At 76.0% G+C, this 19,510-nt stretch carries 19 protein-coding genes; 6 read left to right on the forward strand and 13 right to left on the reverse strand.

The window, feature by feature from the left end; all coding sequences use genetic code 11:
* Positions 1 to 67: 67 nt before the first annotated feature.
* The 4 genes from Q1K26_RS17740 to Q1K26_RS17755 form a co-directional block, all read right to left on the reverse strand.
* Entirely contained in the window at positions 68 to 1,375 is a 1,308-nt protein-coding gene (locus tag Q1K26_RS17740) for an oligosaccharide flippase family protein (RefSeq protein WP_300013909.1), read from the reverse strand.
* 63 nt (positions 1,376 to 1,438) lie between these two features.
* A complete protein-coding gene (locus Q1K26_RS17745) occupies positions 1,439 to 4,552 on the reverse strand; it encodes an arabinosyltransferase domain-containing protein (RefSeq protein WP_300013912.1) in 3,114 nt (1,037 codons plus the stop codon).
* Between the two features lie 159 nt (positions 4,553 to 4,711).
* Positions 4,712 to 5,473: a DUF6319 family protein gene (locus Q1K26_RS17750; RefSeq protein WP_300013915.1), complete on the reverse strand. Its 762-nt coding sequence runs from the start codon at positions 5,471 to 5,473 to the stop codon at positions 4,712 to 4,714.
* Positions 5,474 to 5,556: 83 nt separating this feature from the next.
* Complete coding sequence (locus Q1K26_RS17755) at positions 5,557 to 6,525, reverse strand: YafY family protein (RefSeq protein WP_300013918.1); 969 nt, start codon at positions 6,523 to 6,525, stop codon at positions 5,557 to 5,559.
* 62 nt (positions 6,526 to 6,587) lie between these two features.
* Between Q1K26_RS17755 and Q1K26_RS17760 the strand changes: the two genes are divergently transcribed.
* Complete coding sequence (locus tag Q1K26_RS17760) at positions 6,588 to 6,998, forward strand: VOC family protein (protein ID WP_300013921.1); 411 nt, start codon at positions 6,588 to 6,590, stop codon at positions 6,996 to 6,998.
* A 17-nt stretch (positions 6,999 to 7,015) separates the two neighbouring features.
* Here the strand turns inward: Q1K26_RS17760 and Q1K26_RS17765 are convergent, their stop codons facing one another.
* The 5 genes from Q1K26_RS17765 to Q1K26_RS17785 all read right to left on the reverse strand — a co-directional run bounded on the left by Q1K26_RS17765 (position 7,016) and on the right by Q1K26_RS17785 (position 11,687).
* Positions 7,016 to 8,200 carry an MFS transporter gene (locus Q1K26_RS17765; protein WP_300013924.1) on the reverse strand — a complete coding sequence of 395 codons (1,185 nt, stop codon included), beginning with the start codon at positions 8,198 to 8,200 and terminating at the stop codon, positions 7,016 to 7,018.
* A 3-nt stretch (positions 8,201 to 8,203) separates the two neighbouring features.
* Complete coding sequence (locus tag Q1K26_RS17770; RefSeq protein ID WP_300013927.1) at positions 8,204 to 8,974, reverse strand: GntR family transcriptional regulator; 771 nt, start codon at positions 8,972 to 8,974, stop codon at positions 8,204 to 8,206.
* Between the two features lie 70 nt (positions 8,975 to 9,044).
* Positions 9,045 to 10,019 (reverse strand): lipase, encoded by a 975-nt coding sequence (locus tag Q1K26_RS17775; RefSeq protein WP_300013931.1) that lies wholly within the window; start codon positions 10,017 to 10,019, stop codon positions 9,045 to 9,047.
* A 139-nt stretch (positions 10,020 to 10,158) separates the two neighbouring features.
* Positions 10,159 to 10,536 (reverse strand): hypothetical protein, encoded by a 378-nt coding sequence (locus Q1K26_RS17780; protein WP_300013934.1) that lies wholly within the window; start codon positions 10,534 to 10,536, stop codon positions 10,159 to 10,161.
* A 245-nt stretch (positions 10,537 to 10,781) separates the two neighbouring features.
* Positions 10,782 to 11,687, reverse strand: a complete 906-nt coding sequence (locus Q1K26_RS17785; RefSeq protein WP_300013937.1) for a metallophosphoesterase — start codon at positions 11,685 to 11,687, stop codon at positions 10,782 to 10,784.
* Positions 11,688 to 11,766: 79 nt separating this feature from the next.
* Here Q1K26_RS17785 and Q1K26_RS17790 point away from each other — a divergent pair, with 79 nt between their 5' ends.
* Complete coding sequence (locus Q1K26_RS17790) at positions 11,767 to 13,104, forward strand: cytochrome P450 (protein ID WP_300013939.1); 1,338 nt, start codon at positions 11,767 to 11,769, stop codon at positions 13,102 to 13,104.
* A complete protein-coding gene (locus tag Q1K26_RS17795) occupies positions 13,101 to 13,475 on the forward strand; it encodes a PPOX class F420-dependent oxidoreductase (protein ID WP_300013942.1) in 375 nt (124 codons plus the stop codon). The genes Q1K26_RS17790 and Q1K26_RS17795 overlap by 4 nt, the downstream gene beginning before the upstream one ends.
* A gap of 19 nt (positions 13,476 to 13,494) precedes the next feature.
* On the opposite strand, the gene Q1K26_RS17800 is transcribed toward Q1K26_RS17795, so the two are convergent.
* Positions 13,495 to 14,526, reverse strand: coding sequence for a phosphotransferase family protein (locus Q1K26_RS17800; RefSeq protein ID WP_300013945.1), 1,032 nt, complete (start codon positions 14,524 to 14,526; stop codon positions 13,495 to 13,497).
* Between the two features lie 105 nt (positions 14,527 to 14,631).
* On the opposite strand from Q1K26_RS17800, the gene Q1K26_RS17805 reads away from it, so the two are divergent.
* Positions 14,632 to 15,117, forward strand: coding sequence for an SRPBCC family protein (locus tag Q1K26_RS17805; RefSeq protein WP_300013948.1), 486 nt, complete (start codon positions 14,632 to 14,634; stop codon positions 15,115 to 15,117).
* Positions 15,118 to 15,189: 72 nt separating this feature from the next.
* Here Q1K26_RS17805 and Q1K26_RS17810 read toward each other — a convergent pair whose 3' ends face one another.
* The 3 genes from Q1K26_RS17810 to Q1K26_RS17820 form a co-directional block, all read right to left on the reverse strand.
* On the reverse strand, positions 15,190 to 15,588 hold the full coding sequence (locus Q1K26_RS17810) for a DUF3037 domain-containing protein (RefSeq protein ID WP_300013950.1): 399 nt from the start codon (positions 15,586 to 15,588) through the stop codon (positions 15,190 to 15,192).
* Positions 15,585 to 16,406 (reverse strand): HipA family kinase, encoded by an 822-nt coding sequence (locus Q1K26_RS17815; protein WP_300013953.1) that lies wholly within the window; start codon positions 16,404 to 16,406, stop codon positions 15,585 to 15,587. Before Q1K26_RS17815 ends, Q1K26_RS17810 begins: the two co-directional genes overlap by 4 nt.
* Positions 16,407 to 16,489: 83 nt before the next feature.
* On the reverse strand, positions 16,490 to 17,068 hold the full coding sequence (locus Q1K26_RS17820) for a DoxX family protein (protein WP_300013956.1): 579 nt from the start codon (positions 17,066 to 17,068) through the stop codon (positions 16,490 to 16,492).
* A gap of 283 nt (positions 17,069 to 17,351) precedes the next feature.
* Here Q1K26_RS17820 and Q1K26_RS17825 point away from each other — a divergent pair, with 283 nt between their 5' ends.
* Entirely contained in the window at positions 17,352 to 18,623 is a 1,272-nt protein-coding gene (locus Q1K26_RS17825) for a threonine synthase (protein ID WP_300013960.1), read from the forward strand.
* Positions 18,624 to 18,748: 125 nt separating this feature from the next.
* Complete coding sequence (locus Q1K26_RS17830; protein WP_300013963.1) at positions 18,749 to 19,507, forward strand: ROK family protein; 759 nt, start codon at positions 18,749 to 18,751, stop codon at positions 19,505 to 19,507.
* Positions 19,508 to 19,510: the final 3 nt, after the last annotated feature.

The raw sequence follows: 19,510 nt of genomic DNA on the forward strand, positions 1-19,510 counted from the left end.
CACACATTCCGGCCACTCGCGCACGTCGGTACGTGCGCGGGTGGCGGGAGGGTGCGCGGGTACGGCGTCATGTGAGCACGCCCAGTGCGGCGACGGCGACGGACCCGCCGAGGGACGCGGCGACCAGTCGCGCGCCGGCGGCGCCCGGCAGGCCGAGCACCGCCACCAGCGCGGTGCCGGCGGCCCCGGCCAGCAGCGCCGTCGTCGCCCCGACGGCCCCCCACGACGGGACCGCCGCCACGGCGACCGCGGCGAAGACGACCGCCCCGGTGGCGGTGGCGCGCAGCAGCACCTCCGAGCGCAGCCGCAGCGCCGCGGCCTGCACGAGCAGGGCGTTGACGGGAGCGAGGACGACCATCGCCAGCGCCGGGCCGAACGCGCCGGTCGCCGCGGCGTAGTCGGCCCCGAACGCGACCGGCACGGCGACGTCGAGCACGAGCACGGCGGCGGCCATCGCGGGCAGGGTGACGGCGAGCAGCACCCCGGCGAGTCGGCGCAGCGTGGCCTCGGGATCCGCCCCGCCCCCGGCGTGGCGCCGGGTGAGCACGGGCAGCGACACGGTGAACAGCTGCACGACCGCGTAGGTGGCCGCGAGCGCCACGCCGACGGCCAGTGCCGCGTACCCGGTCTCCAGGCCGGACCCGGCCAGCAGCGCCACCGCGACGACGCCGCCGCGCTGCGCGACCTGCCCGAGCGCCCCGCTGGCGGCCTGCAGCACCCCGAACCGCGCCGCCCCCTCGGGGAACGCCACGGACGGTCCGGCGTGCCGCAGCGGGGCGGCGGCGACCGCCCCGAGCACGGCCGCCGCGACCGCGGCCACCACGACCGCGCCCATCGCCCCGGTCACCCCGGCCGCCGCGTACAGCACGAACACCGCCGCGATCAGCACGCCGTTCTGCACCGGGTAGCGGGCCGACCACGCCGTGGCCCGGCCCAGCCCGAGGCCGGCCTGCAGCGCGAGCGTCGCCGCGACGTTGAGCGCGAGCGCGACCAGCACGAACGCGGTGGGCAGCGGCGGGAACCGCGCGGGGTCGGCGAGCACCAGCAGCCCGGCGACGACCACCAGGGCGAGGAACAGGGCGGCGCGGTTGCGGGCCAGCCGCAGCGTCATCGTCCGGGCGAGCGGCCCGCGATCGGCGGGGGCGGCGGCCGGGACGTAGCGGCCCAGCAGCGTCGCCCCGCCCAGGGTCAGCGCGACCGAGCCGATCGCGACGAGCGTCAGCACCACCGAGAACAGCCCGTAGTCGTAGGGCCCGAGCAGCCGGGGCACCACGGTCGCCAGCAGGACCAGGGTGACGGCCTCCGCGACCTTGCCCAGCACCCCCGCCAGCACGGGCGCGCGCAGCCGCTCGGTACCCGCGGGCACCGTGCTCACCCCGCGGGCCACAGGCTAGGCAATCCTGACCGCATGCGCGGCACCCTATCGCGCGCCCACCGGTCAGCCCGCCCCGCCGACGGTGCGCGTGCGCGTCGTGACCGTGTAGGCGTCGCGGTCCAGCGCCGTGTCGAGCACGTACACCTGGACGTAGGGGTCCACCGGGCCGACCGTGGCCAGCGCCAGCACCGACTGCGTGCGCGTGACCTGGCCGAACACGGCGCCGCGGCCGGGCTGCCAGGTGATGTCGCCCAACCCGCCCAGCGGCGCCGCAGCGCGCAGCACGGCGAATTCGGGCGGTTCGGTGATCCCGTTCACGACCGCGGGTTGGCGCTGGCACGGGTAGCCGAACCCGAGCTGCCACCCGAGCGCGACCGGCGCGTCCGCGGGCAGCAGGTCCCGCAGCACCACCTCGCGCGCCGTGGCGGGTGCGGTGAACGCGAGCCAGCCGTCGGCGCCCCCGGCGTCGTCGACCGCCTCCAGCCGCACCGTGGCCGCACCGGGCGGCGGGTCGAGCCGCAGCGTGCGCCAGTGCGGCGAGCGGGCGCCGTCGGCGAGGACCTCGGTGCCCTCGGCGCGCCCGGCGGCGTCGGCATAGACGGCGGTGAGCGAGGCGCCCTCGGCCAGGGTGCCCGCGGCGAGGACCGTGAGGTGCGTCCCGTCGGACGGGTCGGGCAGCACGAACGAGGGCGTGGCGATCTCGCCGACCGCCTCCTCGGCCGGGCGCCCTCCGGTCGAGACGAAGCTGCCCCACACCCGGTCCGCCGCGGGCCCCTGCGGCCTGCTGTCGGCCGGGAAGCCCGCCCCCTCGACGAAGCCCGGGCCCACCGCGGGCACGGGCAGGCCGACGGCGGGGGTCAGGGGCCGGGCCGTGGCCGGGTCCAGCACCCGGATCACCCCGGCCGCGCCGCACCCCCGGCCCGTGGGGTCGGCGAGCGTGCGCGCCCACACCGACTCGGGAGGCACGCCCTGCACGGCGGCGAGGCCGAACACCCCGACCGCGTACGCGCTCGTCGCGGCGAGCGACGCGACGACGACGACCGGCACGGCCGCCACCACGTGCGCCCGGACGTCGAGCGGCCCGCCCCGGCGCGCCCGGACCGCTGCCGCGACCGCGACGGCACCCATGGCCGCCGCCCACAGCAGCGGGTGGCCGAGGCCGACGTTGCGCACCGACGGCGGCTCGTAGGGGGTGCGGACGCCCTCCAGCCAGGCGTAGGCCCACGTGTTGGGCCCCTGCCAGGCCAGCGCGAGCACGACGGCGAACGACGCCGTGACCGCGAGGAGCAGGCCCGTGGGTGGTCGCGGGGCCACCGCCCGGACCAGCGGTACCGCCGCCACCAGCGCGAGGGCGAGGAACACCGGCCCGACCCCGGCGAGCGCCCCGAAGTGGTGCGTCCACTTCGACGGGGTCGCCCACAGCGCCAGGAGGGACAGCGCGGTCGCGGACGCGGCCAGCCACAGCGTCGTCGGGACGGCGACCCGCCGGGCCCGCGCCGCCACCGCCAGCAGCGTGAACCAGACGAGGGCGAGCAGGCAGGCCAGCACGGCGGCCCGCTTGGCGAAGTTGCCCATCGGGATCCGGTCGAGCAGGAACACGTAGCGCTCGATCTCGCCGGTCCACCCGCCCTGGGGCAGCACGGACAGGAACGCGGCCTGCCCCCGCCGGAAGTCGCGCAGCGCGCCGTCGGCGAAGCCCAGCAGCGGCGCGGTCGCGGCACCCGACACCACGGCGGCCCAGCGCGTCGCCGTGGCCCACCGGTCCCCGGGCACCCGCACGACGTCGTGCAGCAGGGGCGACCCCGCGAGCAGCACCGCCAGCAGCGTGAAGCCCGTCGTGTGCGCGGTGAACCCGGCCCCCGCGACGGCGAACGCCGCCCACGCCGCCACCAGCCGCCGCCTGCGCGCGGCGTGCAGCACCGCCAGCAGCGCCGCGGCGCCGGCCAGGGCCACCACCGCCTCGGGGCGCACGCCCATGTCGTAGGGCAGCCACCAGGCGAGGAACGCGACGGCCAGCACGCCGCGGGCCACGCCCGGGCGCGGCGCGGACGCCCACCCGTCCAGCGCCGCAGCGACCATCCGGCGCGCCACCATCCAGGTCAGCAGCCCGCAGACCAGCGCGGGCAGCCGCAGCACCAGCGGCGCGTCCCCGGCCAGCTGGATCCACCAGGCCAACCCCTGGTAGACCCAGGTGAACGGGGTGAAGCTCTGGTCGTAGAACTGGTAGTAGTTGCCGATCTCGCCGGACAGCACCGCGTTGCGGGCCTGGGCGACGAAGTACCCGTCGTCGTCGGTGGCGGGCGCGACCACGGCCCAGGCGACCAGTACCGCGGGCACGACCACATCCACCGCGCGCGGCCGCGCCGGCCCCCGCGCCGGCGGCGGGTCCCGGCCCGCGCCCCGGTCCACCCGCGCCAGCAGCAGCGCGGTGGCCAGCAGGGCCAGCGCCGCCGCGGCCGTGAGCGCCACCTTCAGCGGGGCGGGGCTGCTGGTGAACTCGTCGTCGACGCGCAGCTCCACCGCGAGCTGCCCGCCCGGCGGCAGGTCGGTGACGGAGCTGACGAGCGCGTCGACGTCGGGCAGCTGCTCGTCCGACCCGCGGGCGATCGGCACGCCGTCACGCGCGACGGTCAGCTCGGCGTCCGCGGGTCCGGCGAACCCGGCCCGGCCCGCGGGTGCGGCCGGGAGCGGCACCGCGGGGTCGTCGGAGGAGAGCAGCCCCGGGGGGGCCGCGACGAGGCTGGGCCGGCCCGTCCCCGTCCCCGAGATCCGGTAGGCGCACGGGCCCGCGGGCACCGGTTCGTCCACCAGTACCCGGTCCCGCGCGCGGATCACCAGCCGCCCGTCCGCGGCCCGCACGACCAGTCCCGTCGTGGCGGTCTGCTCCGGTCCGGGCACCCCGGTCGACACGACCAGGCCGTCGGCGGTGGCCTGCGCGGCGCGCACGACGTCGCAGGAGAACCGCACGTCCAGCGCCAGCGGCCGGTAGGCGGTGAGGGTGAGCAGCGTCGACTCGACGCGGACGGGGTCACGCGGCCAGCTCACGGTGGGCTCGTTCACCCGCACCGGCGCGAACGGCAGCAGCGCCGCGCACACCAGTCCCAGCACCCCGACCAGCCCGGCCCGGCGGGCCCACCGGCGGGCCGTACCCGCGCCCGCCACGGGTGCGGGCGTCAACGGGGACCCCGGGAGGCCGGTTCGGGCACGGCGACACGTTCTCACGGAGGCGCGCGCCCCCCGCGTGCGACTCGCGACCCCGCACCGCCAGGGCCCGGGCTCAGGGTGCGAAGTGCTGCACCCCGAAGGCGATGGCGCGGCCAGATCGCTCGGGACCCCTCAGACCAGCTGGTCGAGCATGCGCTGTGCGGCGTCGAGCTCGGCGCGCAGCTGCTCCACCCGCTCGCGCTGCCGACGGCGCGCGCTCTCCAGCGAGGACTCGATCACCTCGACGACGGGTGCCGGCAGGGACCGCGCGGCCGTCGCGACGTCGGCGGCCGGGACGGGCGTGCGGGTGACGACGCGCTTGCGGCCGACCAGTACCTCGACCGACCACTCGCCGTCGGGCGTGGCCGCGAGGGTGACGGCGATCTCGCCCGGGCGCTCGCCGCGGCGCGGGCCGGACTTCGGCTCCGACGGAGCGGCCTTCGTGGCGGTGTCCGGAACGGCCTTGGTGGCGGTGTCCGGAGCGGTCTTCGGCCCGGGCTTGGCGGCGGCGTCCGGGACGGGCTTGGCAGCGGCGGGGCGATCGGGGCGCTCCGCCGCACGGGCCGTGGGCGGGCGCCGGGCGGGCGCGGCCGACGAGACCGGCGCGGGCGTGTGGTCGGTGGCGGGCTCCGTGGCCCGCGCGGACCGGCGCCGCGGCGGCCGGCTGCGCGTGAGCTCGCCCGGCGAGCAGTACATCGTGTCCTTGGAGCCGACCGGCCGGACCTGGATGAAGTCGCCCTCCTCGACGTCGCCGACCGCGAGCACCTTGGCCGAGCCGCCGACGGGGACCCCCACGGCGTCCGCGGTGAACCAGACCGTGACCTGCCTGCCCGCGGCCGTCTCCTCCCGCACGGCCGCCACGTCCTGCTCCATCAGTGCCCCTGCCGCAGTCATCCGCCCATCCCCATCCGCCATCCCCTCGACACGCCAGCGCCCATCATGCCGGGGCCCCCGACAACCTCGCGCGACGCGGCCGGTCAGGGCGCAGGCTCGCGCGCGGCGGCGGCGTAGCGGTCGGCCAGCTCGCGCAGCAGCGCGCGCAGCTCGGGCGGATCGAGCACGTCGAACCCCACGTCGAGACCGGTGAGGTAGCCGACGAGGTCGCGCAGGGAGCCGCTGCCGGTCTCCAGCAGGCAGCTGTGCTCGTCGACCGGGGTGAGCAGGCCCGCGGCCGGGGTGACGCGGTCGTGCTCGGCGATCACCTCGGCGGGGGCGTGCAGGCGGACCCGCGCCGGGAACGCCCACGCCCGCGAGGCCGTGCCGCGCACGACGTGGGTGGCCGCGTCGTCGGGCGGCTCGCGCGGGGCGAAGCGCGGACCGGTGGGCAGGCGCGGGGTGATGCGGTCGGCCCGGAACGTGCGCCAGTCCGCGCGGTCGCGGTCGAAGGCGAGCAGGTACCAGCGGCGTCCGGTGTGGACGAGGCGGTGCGGCTCCACGCGGCGCAGGGTCGACCCGCCGTCGTGGTCGCGGTAGTCGAAGCGCAGCACCTGGTGGTCGCGGCAGGCGGTGGCGACCGTCGTCAACGTGGTGGCGTCGGCGGTCGGTCCGTGTCCCGTGGCCGTCACGGTGGCCCGCCGCAGCGCGTCGACGCGGTGGCGCAGGCGGGCGGGCAGGGTCTGCTCGAGCTTGGCCAGGGCGCGCAGCGAGGTCTCCTCGATGCCGGTGACGCTCCCGGACGCGGCGGCGCGCAGCCCCAGCCCCACCGCGACGGCCTCGTCGTCGTCGAGCAGCAGCGGCGGCAACGCCGTGCCCGCGGCGAGCCGGTATCCGCCCGCCACCCCGGTGCTCGACGCCACCTCGTAGCCCAGGATCCGCAGCCGCTCGACGTCGTTGCGCACGGTCCGTGTCGTCACGCCGAGGCGGTCGGCGAGCTCGGCGCCCGACCAGTGCCGCCGGACCTGCAGCAGCGACAGCAGGCGGAGCAGGCGGACCGAGGTCTCCAACATCCGCGGAGTCTCGCACCCGTTGCGGAACCGCTGGTTCCACAACGGCGATTAGCGTCGCACCCATGAGCCTCCGAGGATTCGCCACCCTGAACATCTGGGCCGACGACGTGGCCGCGGCCGCCGACTGGTACGCCGGTTTCCTGGGCGTGCCGCCCTACTTCGAGCGTCCCGGACCCGAGGGCCGCCCGGCCTACATCGAGTTCCGCCTGGGCGACCACCACGACGAGCTGGGCATCATCGACCGCCGCTACGCCCCGCCCGCGGCCACCGGCGGACCCGGCGGCGCGATCATGCACTGGCACGTCGACGACCTCGACGCCACGGTGGCGCGGCTGCTGGAGCTCGGCGCCACGCCCTACGAGCCGATCACCGCGCGCGGCGAGGAATTCGTCACGGCGTCGGTCGTCGACCCCTTCGGCAACGTCCTGGGCGTCATGACCAACCCGAACTGGCTCTCCCAGGTCGGCGGCTGACGCGAGCGGGCGGGTCGTCACGGCCTCCGCGGCACGCTGCCCACGGCGCAGGCCGCCGCCAGCACCGCCACCGCGGCCAGCACGGCGAACACCGCCGGGTACCCGCCGAGCACGTCGGCCAGTGCGGCACCCGCCCAGGGCGCAAGCGCCGTCGCCAGCATCACCGGGGCCGAGAGGATCCCGTTCAGGCGGCCGTAGTGCGCGGCGCCCCAGCGGTCGCTGACCGCCGTGGCCTGGAACAGCGTGAGCACCCCGCGGGCGGCGCCGGCCAGCATCGCGACGGCGATCAGCAGCGCCGTCGGGCCGGGGACCAGCGCCATCAGGCCGGTCGTGGCCGCCGTCGCGAGCAGGATGGCGACGGCGCGGCCACGCACCGAGGTGACCGCGACGAGCGGGCCGTACCCCAGCCGGCCCAGCGTCTGCCCCAGCCCGCCGAGGCCGAGGGCCCACGCGGCCTCGGTGGTGGTCAGCCCGCGCTCCACCAGCAGCGGCACCTGGTTGACGATCACGGCGAAGGCCGTGAACGACCCCAGCCCGACCGCGGCCACCACCAGCACGAAGGGGCGGCTGCGGGCGATCGCCCCGGGGTCGTCGTGCGCGCGGTGCTCGGCCCGCTCCGGCGCGGGCCAGTGCCCACGCAATCCGAACAGGTGCGCGGGGATGGTCGTGACTGCGAGGACCACGGCCAGGACCAGGTAGGTGCGGCGCCAGTCCGAGCCCTCCACCAGCACCGCCGTCAGCGGCGCGAAGACCAGGCTCGCGAACCCGGCCAGCAGCGTGACCGCGGTGAGAGCGGTGACCCGCCGCGGCCCCCACCAGCGGGTGAGCGCCGCGAACGCGGGCGCGTAGAGCACCCCGGCCATCGCGATCCCGGCCAGGACCCACGCCGCGAAGAACCACGGCAGCGTCGGGGCCACCGCGATCCCGACGACGGCAGGCACGGCGAGCACCGAGCCCGACGTCATCACCACGCGCGGGCCGTAGCGGTCGAGCCAGCGCCCGGCCGGGATGCCCACGAGCGCGGAGACCACGAGGCCGGTCGAGAACGCCGCGGTGATCGTGGCCAGCGACCAGCCGGTGTCGGCGGTGATGCTCGTGGCCAGCACCGGGAACGCGTAGTACAGGACGCCCCAGCTGACGATCTCGGTGCCGCACAGCACGACCAGCACCCGGCGCAGGCCGGCCTCGGATAGGACGGCCACGGGTCAGCGGGCCATGCCGAGCTGGTACCCCTCGCCCGCGGAGAGGTCGGCGGTGACGGTGTAGCGGTCGCCGCGCACCAGCGTGTGCCGCCACTCCACCGCGTCGCCGCCCGAGTACCCGAGACGCTCGATCGCGAAGGCGGCCACACCCGCGTCGACGGCGAGCAGGTCCCGCTCGGCCGGGGAGAGCACGACGGCGCGGATGTCCTCGCGCCCGCCGGTGAGGCGCACGCCGCAGGCCTGCGCGAGCTCGGTGTAGAGGGCGGTGTGGGTGAGGTCGAGGTCAAGCAGCGGCGCGGCGAGCCGGTGCGGCAGCCACACGCGGTCGACGGCCAGCGGGGCGGTGCCGGCCATCCGCAGCCGCTCCAGGTAGACCAGCGGCGTGGACTCCTCCAGGCCGAGCCGCGCCGCGACCACCCCGTCGGCGCGCTCCTCCAGCGTGCGCACGACGCTGCGCTGGCTCAGCCCGGCCGCCCGGACGGAGGCGAACAGGCTGTAGAGCGCCCCGAGCGGCTGGCGGATCTCCACCGGCTCGGCCAGCCGCGGTGCCCGGCCGCGCCCGGCGACGACCGTGCCGTCGTCGCGCAGCCTGCGCAGCGCCTCCCGCACGGTGTGGCGGCTCACCCGGTACTCCGCGACCAGCGCCAGCTCTCCCGGGAAGGCGTCGGTGAACTCGCCGTCGTCGAGGCGGCGGCGCAGGTCGGCGAGCAGCTGCGCCCACAAGGACTCCGCGCCGCCGCGCTGCAGTGTCCGCGCTCCCGTCATACCGGCCATCCCACCACGCGCCGCGCGGTCCGTGGCGGCCGCCGCGGTCACCGCGCTCGTCACACCGCGGTGGCCCCGGTCAGCGCGCGTAGGCCGCGAGGGGTGGTTCGGCGGGCACCAGCGGGGCCGTCGCGATGCCGGTGCCGACGGCCGCGCCGAAGCGGGCCAGGTCGGTCGGGAACGTCAGGGGGTCGACGCCGGGCATGAACGGCACGCGGCAGACGGCGGGGTCGATGCGGGTGCGGTCGGCCGGGCCGTCGGTGTCGAGCGCGTCGAGCGCGATCGCCGCGGCGACGGGGTCGAACGTGCCCAGCGTGAGGTGCTCGGCGACATGGCCGGGGCAGACCTGCTGCACCGCGATGTTGGCGATCTCCCCCTCCCCTCCGCGCAGCGGGGAGCTGGCCGGGGGCACCGCGTTGGGCACGACCACCTCGTCGAACAGCGTGTACGCCACCGTGTAGTCGACCCCGGCGACGGTCTCCGGTCCCGTGTTGAGGGTGTCGATGAACTCGGCGGTGAGCGCCTGCTGGTGGATCGCCGGGGCGCAGGGCCCGCCCGCGCACAGCACGTCGGCGTCGAGGGTGCCGTGGTTGGACGGCGCGAGGCCGACCAGGTCGTCGACCAGGTCGCGGGTGTCGGGCCAGTACTTCAGCGCCCAGCGGCCGATCATCCCGCCCTGCGAGTAGCCGACGACGTCGGTCCCCGGTCCCATCGCGCGCAGCGCGTGGACGACGTACTCGGCCGCCACCTGGATGTCGCCGGTGGCCGCGAACGGGAGCTCGACGGTGCAGTAGGCCCGGTCCTGCGCGAGGAACAGCGGCTCGTAGTTCCAGTCGAAGTTCGGGCCCGGCGTGAGCCCGGTGCCCGGGATCAGCAGCACGGGGTCGAGCTCGGCGCCGCCGTCGGTGCACTCCAGCGCGGCGTCGAGCGCCGCGGCGGGGACGCTCAACGGCGGCCCGTCGTCACTGGCGAGCGCGGGCCCTGCCGCCCCGATCACCACCGCCGCCCCGACCGTCACCGTCACCGTCATCGCCAGCCGCACCGCTGCCCGCATGCCCGCTCCCCTCCACCACCCGGTGCAACGACCGACCCGGACCGACGGTGCGACCGACCATGATCGCCAGGATCGGGACACGGGCGGCGGTTCCACAGCTCACGTCCCGCGGCCGGCGATCATCGACCGCGGGCGGCGATCATCGACCGCGGGCGGCGGCGCGGCGGGCGGCGTCGAGGAGGTGGGCAGGCAGCAGGCGCGGGTCGAGATCGCCCGCGCGCAGCCAGGCCGTGAAGGCCTCGACGTCGGCCTCGGTGCGCAGCGGGCCGACGGTGAGCGCGCAGGAGGTCGGGCGGCGCTCGTCGTCGCAGGGCTGGACCACCACGACGGGCGCCACCGCCCGCGGGCCGCACGCCCCGGCGAACGGGCATCCGGCGCTGACCAGCACCCCGTGCCCGCTGGCACGGACGGCCCTACGCAACGCCTCGACCAGCGCGGGACCGACGGTGGCGGGGTCGGCCAGGCCGCAGCCGGGCGCGACGCAGGCGAGGGCCGTGTACCCGGAACGAGTCGTCATGGGACCACCGTCACGCACACGACAATCATTGTCAACAAGGGAGTACTCCGGCGTTGCGGCCGCGGGCGGTGATACTGGAGCGGTGGACCGGCCGGTCGTCGTCACCGACATGCGCGAGCCGCTGGTGGTGGTGCACCGGCGGCTGATCCGGCGGCGCACCGCGCTGATGGCGGTCTGGATCGCCGGGTGGGCGGCCACCGGGTTCGTCTACGAGACCGCGTGGCTGGCGCTGGCGATCCTGGCCGTCACCGGACCGGTGCTGTGGGTGGCCGTCTGGTGGTGGTTCCGGGATCCCGCAGGGGCTCGGGTTCCGGTGCCGGCAGGATCTGGCGGGGCAGCGGCGCGGATCGACCCCGCTCGGCCCGCGCGCGCCATTCCCGCGGGTAGCCCAGCGACGCCTCCACGAACCGCACCCCGTCCTCCACCGTGACGCGCGGGATGTGCAGGTGCCCGTACACGACGGCGGTGGCGCGGTAGCGCACATGCCAGTCGGCGGTGGCGGTCGTGCCGCACCACAGCGCGAACTCGGGGTGGCGCAGCACGCGGGTCGGGAACCGGGTGAGCGGCCAGTGGTTGACCAGGACCGTCGGCAGCGCGGGGTCCAGCGCGTCGAGGCGGCGGCGGGACTCCGCGACCCGGGCGGCGCACCAGGCCGCGCGGTCGGGGTAGGGGTCCGGGAACAGCAGGTGCTCGTCGGTGCAGACCACACCCGCGGCGTAGGCGGCGGCCAGCCCCTCGGCCGGGGTGCTCGTGCCGTCGGGCAGGAACGTGTAGTCGAACAGCCCGAACAGCGGCGCGACGACGACCGGGCCGCCCGCGCCCGTCCACACCGGGAACGCGTCCTCCGGGGTGTCGACGCCGATCTCCCGGCACTGCGCCACGAGCCGGTCGTAGCGGGCCACGCCGCGCAGCGACACCGGGTCCTTCGTGCGCGTCCACAGCTCGTGGTTGCCCGGCACCCAGATCACGCGGGCGAACCGCTCGCGCAGCAGCCCCAGCGTGCGCACGACGTCGTCGACCTGCTCGGCGACGTCGCCGGCCACGATCAGCCAGTCGCCGTCGTGGGCGGGACGCAGGTCCTCGGCGATGGCCCGGTTGTCGGGGTAGCGGACGTGCAGGTCGGCGACGGCCAGCAGCCGGGGGTCGGTCACCGGCAATCCGTACCACGAAGAGGTGGCCGGATCAGGTTACCGGCGGTAAGTTCACGGAGGTTACCGACAGTAGGAAGCAGTGGGGCGGCAGGAGGCCGACGTGCGGCAGGCGATCCGGTGGGGCATCCGGCACGGGATGATCAAGCGGGCCGTCGCCCGCAGGATGCGGGCGGGTGACCCGACGGCCCGGCTGATGATCGACCCCGCGGTCGTCGCCGACCCGTTCACCCACTACGACGACCTGCGCGAGCGCGGCCGGCTCGTCGACAACGGGATCGTGCTGCACACCGCCCACCACGACGTCGCCACCGCGATCCTGCGCAGCCCCGACCTCGGCGTCGTCGGCGGACCCAGCGGCGAGGCCCCCGCCGCGCTGCGCCTGCTGGTGCGCGCCGGCGGGCCGGGGCCGCTCGGACCGGTCACCCCGCCGTCGATGCTGTCGGTCGACGCGCCCGACCACACGCGCTATCGCAAACTCGTGACCAGGGCGTTCACCGCCCGGGCGGTGGCCGCACTGCGCAGCCGCACCGAGGAGGTCGCCACCGGGCTGCTCGACGAGATGGCCGCCCGTCACGGACGGGGCGAGGGCGCCGACCTCATCGACGACTACGCCGCGCTGCTGCCCGCCACCGTCATCGCCGAGATGCTGGGGGCGCCGGTGGACATGCGCCGCCAGTTCCTGGAGTGGGGCGCGGGCGGGGCGCTCTCGCTCGACGCGGGGCTGTCGTGGTCGGAGTTCCGCCGCTCCGAGCGCGACCTCACCGCGCTGTCCGCCTGGATGCAGGACCACTTCGAGCACATCCGCCGCAACCCCGGCGACAACATCCTCTCCACCCTCGTGCACGCGCACGGTGCGGAGGGGAAGCTGAACGACGACGAGCTGACCAGCATCGCGATGCTGCTGCTCGCGGCCGGGTTCGAGACCACCGTCAACCTCATCGGCAACGGGGCGGCGCTGCTCACCTCGCATCCCGAGCAGCTCGACCTGCTGCGCGCCGACCCGACCCGCTGGCCGAACGCCGTGGAGGAGATCCTGCGCATCGACTCCCCCGTGCAGCGCACCGGCCGCATCGCGCTGCGCGACACCGAGATCGCCGAGGGCGCGCGGATGCGCGCGGGGCGGATCGTCGTGATCATGCTGGGCGGGGCCAACCGCGACCCGGCCGTGTTCACCGACCCGGGCACCTTCGACGTCACCCGCGCAGGAGCCGGCGACCACATCGCGTTCTCCAGCGGTATCCACTACTGCCTCGGCGCGGGCCTGGCGAAGATGGAGGGCGAGGTCGGGCTGCGGGCGCTGTTCGACCGCTTCCCCGACCTCGCGCCGGCCGGACCGCCGCACCGCCGCCCCACCCGGGTACTGCGCGGCTACGACGCCATGCCGGTCCACCTGCGCCCCGCTACCGTCTCCGCGTGACCCCGCTCGCCGACGCGCAGTTCGTCCTGCTCACCACGTTCCGCCGCGACGGCACCGGCGTGCCCACGCCGGTGTGGGTGGTGCCGGTCGACGGCGCGCTCGGTGTCTGGACGCCCGCGTCGTCGGGCAAGATCAAGCGGATCCGCCGCAGCAGCGCCGTCACGCTGGCCGAGTGCGACCGGCGCGGCACCCCGCTCGGCCCAGCGGTGCCCGGCACGGCCACGGTGCTCGACGCCGCGGGCACCCGGCGCGTCCGCGACGCGGTGCGCCGCAAGTACGGCCTGCTCGGCCGGGTGCTGACGACGATCAGCGGGTTGCGGCGTCGGCACGGCGGCGCGACCGGAGTGGCGATCACCCTGGACCCGACGTGACCGACGGGCGGACCCGACCTCAGCCGCCCAGCGCCGCCAGCGCCGCCGCGGCCTGCGCGTGCAGGGAGGCGAGCCGGGCCGCCGACACCTCGACCGGCTCGCCCTCGCCCATCGCGCCGCCGGCGTAGCGGCTCCAGACCCCCGCGCCGATGCAGGCCGAGCGCCAACGGGCGAAGGCAACGTAGAAGTCGAGGTCGGTCACGTCGCGACCGGAGCGCCGCGCGTACCGGTCCACCAGCTCGTCACGCTCGGCCCAGCCCTCGACGAGGCTGGGCCCGCGCAGCGTCGGCGGCACGGCGTCCCCCGGGCGGCCCCAGGACGCGATCAACCAGCCGAGGTCGGCGAGGGGGTCGCCGAGCGTCGCGAGCTCCCAGTCGAACACCGCCCGGACCCGCCCGTCCGGGCCGACGGCGAGGTTGCCGAGGCGGAAGTCGCCGTGCGCGATCCGGACCTCCGACGGCCGCAGCCGCGCCGCCCGCGCCGCCAGCGCGTCGTGCGCGGCGTCGACGACGTCGAGGTCGGTCACCGCCGACGCGTGCACCTGCCGGTGCCAGCGCCGCAGCTGGCGCTGCAGGTAGCCGCCGGGGCGGCGCAGGTCGCCCAGACCCGCCGCGTCGGGATCGACGGCGTGTAGCGCGGCCATGACCTCCACCGCGTCCAGCCCCGCCGCGTGTCGGGCCGCGGGTTCCAGCCGGTGTCCGGACGCCTCGTCGCCGAGCACGTCGCCCTCGACGAACCCCATCACGTAGAACTCCGCGCCGATCACCTCCGGGTCCGTGCACAGCGCGACCGGTGGCGCCACCGGCACCGCGGTGCCGGCGAGCGCGGTGAGGAAGCGCCACTCGCGGCCCATGTCGTGCGCGGTGGCCAGCACCATGCCCATCGGCGGGCGCCGCAGCGCCCACGTCGCACCGGTCGCGTCGGTGATCCGGAAGGTGAGGTTGGAGTGCCCGCCGGCGATCCGTTGCACGGACAGCGGCGCGACCGACCCCGGCACGGCGGTGCGGAACCAGTCGGCGAGGGCGGTCTCGGGCACGGCGTCGGTCGTCATCACCCCATCACAGTGGACGGTGCCGGTTGACGGCCACCGTGCACCCGTGGGTGGATTCCGTTGCGCACCACAGAGTCGCACCACATCACCGTCGATGGAGGACACATGAGCGAGGAACGCTCCCTGCAGGTCAGCGGCACGATCGACGCACCACCGGAGCGCGTGTTCGCGCTGCTCGCCGACCCGGCCCAGCACACCGAGCTCGACGGGGCGGGCATGCTGCGCGGCCTGGACGAGGGGCCCAGCCCGGTCTCCGGCGTCGGCGACGCGTTCGTCATGAAGATGAACCAGGACGGCATCGGCGACTACCGGATGCGCAGCGAGGTCGTCGACTTCGAGCCGGGCCGGCGCATCGCCTGGGCCCCGGCGATCCACCCGCCCGGCTCCCTGTCGCACGTCATCGGTGAGCTCGACCCCAGCGGGCACACCTACGGCTGGGAGCTGGAGCCGACCGCCGACGGCGGTACGAAGGTCACCCACACCTACGACTGGAGCGGCGTGCGCGACGAGGGCGCCCTCGCCCTCTACCCCCGCGTCTCCCAGGAGCAGATGTCGGCCAGCCTCACCCGCCTCGGCGACGCCCTGCGCTGACGCGGCACCCCCGCGAGTCGGGGCCTGCGTGCGCGCGAGTCGGGCCCTGCGTGCGCGCGAGTCGGGCCCGACTCAGCGGGAACGCACGAGTGTGTCCAGGAGATGGGTCAGGGCGGCGGCGGGGTCGGCCGTGATCCCGGTGTGGACCGGGCCCGCCTGGACGACGGTGCTGCGCGGGGCGGTGAGGCGGCGGAACCGGCGTCCGCGGTCCTCGTCGCCCGCCGGCCCGGCGTGCCGGGCAGCCGACGTGCCGCGGTCGGCGCACCCGGCGGCGACGGCGTCGAGGGCGCGCGCGACGGCCGCCGCGTCCGCGTCCGCGTCCAGCATCGCGAGCCGCGTCGGGTCGAGATACACGCGTGCACCCAGGAAGTCCAGGGCGCGGCAGTACACCAGCACGCCGGCGTTGATCGCCTCGCCGCGCTCGATGCGCGGCACCACGCGCAGCAACGCGTACTCGTAGGCGTGCCTCATGACCGGCGCCCCCCGGTGGGCCACCGGGGCCGGTCGGGTGCGGGGTCCGGCTCCCGCACCCGGCCCGCCCGCGCGGCCACCGCCGCGTGCACACCGGGCAGCCACTGCGCCCGCGCGTCGCGGCGGGCCAGCAGCGCCGTGACGTAGGCGGCCCGGGGTGCTCCGTCGAGCCACTCCTGCGGCACCGCACCGACGGCCCGATCCAGCAGCTCCGCGGTGACGAGCGGGGCCAGGGCGCGGTCGGCGGCGTCGAGGTCCGGGGCGCAGCCCAGCAGGAGGTGGTCGGCGGCGGCGTAGGGGCGGTGGGCCCACGCGTCGGCACCGGTCCAGCTGTGGTGGAACGTCAGCGACGCGCCGTGGTCGATCAGGTACGGCTCGCCGTGCCAGAACAGCATGTTGGCGTTGCGCCACGTGCGGTCGACGTTGCCGATCAGCGCGTCGAACCACAGGATCCGCCCGGCGAGGCCGGGGTCGGGCGGGAACGCGGCCGGGTCGAGGTCCAACGCGCCGGGCAGGAAGTCCATGCCGAGGTTGCGCCCGGGGCTCGCGCGCAGCAACTCCTGGACCTCCTGGTCCGGCTCGGTCGCCCCGAGCGCCGGATCCAGCTCGACGGTGACCAGGTCGGGCACCGGCAGCCCCAGCCCGCGGGCCAGCTCGCCCGCCACGATCTCCGCGACGAGCACCTTCGGCCCCTGCCCGGCGCCGCGGAACTTGACGACGTAGGTGCCGAGGTCGTCGGCCTCCATCAGGCCGGGGAGCGAGCCGCCCTCACGTAGTGCTGTGACGTAGCGGATCGCGGTGACGTGGCGCAGCGCCATGGCCTCATCGTGCCGCACGCCACCCGCGGGGCGCCCGGCCCGGCGGACCGGGCGCCCCGCGGGCGCTCCCGACGTGGGGGCGGTCAGCGGTAGGTCGAGATGCCCTGCGGCCGGGCGGCGCGGCGGGGCAGCGGGGCGGGCGAGCCCTGCGGCGGGGTCCACAGGTCGGCGGACGCGGCCGGTGCCACGTGGCGGGCGGCCGGGCGCGCACCCTGCGAGCGGGCCAGGGCCTCACGGTGCTCACGCTGCTTGCGGTTGATCACGTGGTCGACGCTGAAGCGGCCCGGCCCCATCGCGGCGAGCAACAGGAACCCGGCTCCGATGACGCCGACGAGTTCCCACCCGCCGTCGGCGACGAAGATGCCGTTCTTGGCGTGCACGAACAGCGCGGCCCCACCCATGATCACCAGGTTGCACGCGGCCACGAAGGGGGTGAGCGCGCCGAGGATGAGCAGCGCGCTCCCGGCGAACTCGACCACCGTGACGAACGACGCCGAGACGATCGCCAGCGGGATGCTGAGCGTCTCGAAGCCCTCGGTGGTGCGGCTGATGCCGTTGATGACCATCTTCTGGTAGCCGTGGGCGAACATGACGACGCCGAGCAGCACGCGGGCGACCAGCAGCGCCACGTCGCTGAACGGAGCGGGAAGGGGACGGTTCATTGGGGGGAGCCTCCGGAACCTTCGGTGATCGTGTGGTCTCTTTCGCCGAGGGACGCTAACCCGATGGAGTGGCGCGAACACGGCTGGTCAGTGGATTCCGCGACGACCATTCGCCGACGTGCGACGAGCAGTCGGCGTAATCACCCCATGTCGTGAACGGCGCCGGCCGACCGATCGCCCGCCGTCACCCGCCGCTCGTCGTGATCGGTGGCACACCGTGTCCGCAGGCCCTCCGAACCGCCACCCGGTTGACGCAACCGCACCCGACGTCTTGCCTGTCCTCGTGCCCTCTCCGACATCGGACTACTCCGTTCTCGCCCACCTCGAGTGCTCCCGTGACGGCTCGCGCCATGACGCCGACGTGGTCCAGGGCACCTCGCCGCTCGGCGCGCCGCTCCTCGCGCGCTACGACCTCGACCGGGTCGCCGCCACCGTGTCGCCCGCCGACATCACCGCACGTCGGGCGGACATCTGGCGCTACCACGAGCTGCTCCCGGTCCGCGACGAGCGGCAGATCGTCACACCCGGGGAGGGCATGACGCCGCTGCTGGACCTGCCCCGCCACGGCGCCCGCCTCGGCGTCGCGGGCCTGCGGATGAAGGACGACGGCCTCGTGCCGACCGGGGCGTTCAAGGCCCGCGGCGCGGCGGTGGGCGTCTCGCGGGCCAGGGAGCTGGGCGTCGCCGGCGTCGCGATGCCGACGAACGGCAACGCGGGAGCGGCCTGGTCGGCGTACGCGGCGCGGGCCGGGATGGCCGCGCTGATCGCGATGCCCGCGGACGCACCGGTGATCACCCGGCGCGAGTGCCTCGTGACGGGCGCGGAGCTGCACCTCGTCGACGGCCTGATCGGGGACGCCGGTGCGCTGATCGCCGCCGCCGTGCGCGAGCGGGCCGGCTACCAGGACGTGTCCACGCTGCGCGAGCCCTACCGGCTGGAGGGCAAGAAGACGATGGGCTACGAGATCGTCGAACAGCTCGGGTGGCGCGCGCCGGACGTCGTCCTCTACCCGACCGGCGGCGGCGTCGGCATCATCGCGATGCACAAGGCGTTCCGGGAGCTGCGCGAGCTGGGCTGGCTGCGCGGTGACCTGCCGCGGTTGGTCGCGGTGCAGGCGAGCGGTTGCGCGCCGATCGTCGACGCCTTCCACGCCGGCCTGGCCGAGAGCACCGCCCCGGCCGACCCGCGCACCGTGGCCTTCGGCATCACCGTCCCGAAGGCGCTGGGCGACTTCCTGGTCCTCGACGCCGTGCGCGACACCGGCGGCACCGCGGTCGCCGTCACCGACGACGACCTGCTGGCCGCGCAGGCCGCGCTGGCCCGGGACGAGGGCACCTGGATCTGCCCCGAGGGCGCGGCGTGTGTGGCCGCGGTCGGGCAGCTGAGGGAGTCGGGCTGGCTGGACGGCACCGAGGACGTCGTGGTCCTCAACACCGGCAGCGGCCTGATCTACCCCGAGACGGTGGAGGACACGGCGCAGCTCCTCCCCCGTGGCGCCCCCATCCCGTCCCGCCGGTCACAGCAGGGTGGCTGTGCTCCGACCGGACCGGAGTAGAGCCACCCTGCTGTGGCTCGGGAGGGCCGACTGCGACGTCCGGCAGGGTGCTGGCCGCGCCCCCGCGCGTGTAGCGTCCGTCGCTGGATCGATACCGCGCAGGATCGACAACGGGAGGTCGGACGATGGCGCTCACGCTCGCGATCGACGTCGGGGGTTCGGGGCTCAAGGCCACCGTGCTCGACCCGGACGGCGAGATGACCTCGGAGCGGGTGCGGCGGGAGACCCCCTACCCCTGCACCCCGTCGGTCCTGCTCGACGAGCTGACGGCGCTCGCGGCCACCCAGCCCGCCCACGACCGGGTGTCGGTCGGCTTCCCGGGCGCGATCCGCAACGGCCGGGTCCGCGAGGTGCCTGCGTTCTCCCGCCGCGGCCCGGGGCAGGACCCCGACCCCGAGCTGGTGGCACTCTGGCACGGCTTCGAGCTGGAGACGGCGCTGCGGGACCGGTTCGACCGGCCCGTGCGGGTCGCCAACGACGCCGACGTGCAGGGCTCGGCCGTGGTCTCCGGGCGCGGCATGGAGCTGGTGATCACGCTCGGCACCGGCGTCGGCTGCGCGATCTTCTTCGACGGGGTGCTGCTGCCGCACATGGAGCTGTCGCACGGGCGGTTCGGCGAGGGCCTGTCCATCGAGGTGGCGTGCGGGGACAACCAGCGCGAGGAGATCGGCAAGCAGGCGTGGCGCGAGCGGGTGCTCGACGCGCTGGAGGCGTTCGAGGCGATGGTGCTGCCCGACCACGTCTACATCGGCGGCGGCAACGCCAAGCGGCTCGACCCCGACACCCTCGGGGAGAACCGCACGCTGGTGCCCAACATCTCCGGGCTGCTGGGCGGGATCGCCCTGTGGGACCAGCCGGAGGCCCCGTCCCCCGTCCACGGCTGAGTG

The organism is Pseudonocardia sp., assembly GCF_029263155.1.
Lineage (GTDB): Bacteria > Actinomycetota > Actinomycetes > Mycobacteriales > Pseudonocardiaceae > Pseudonocardia.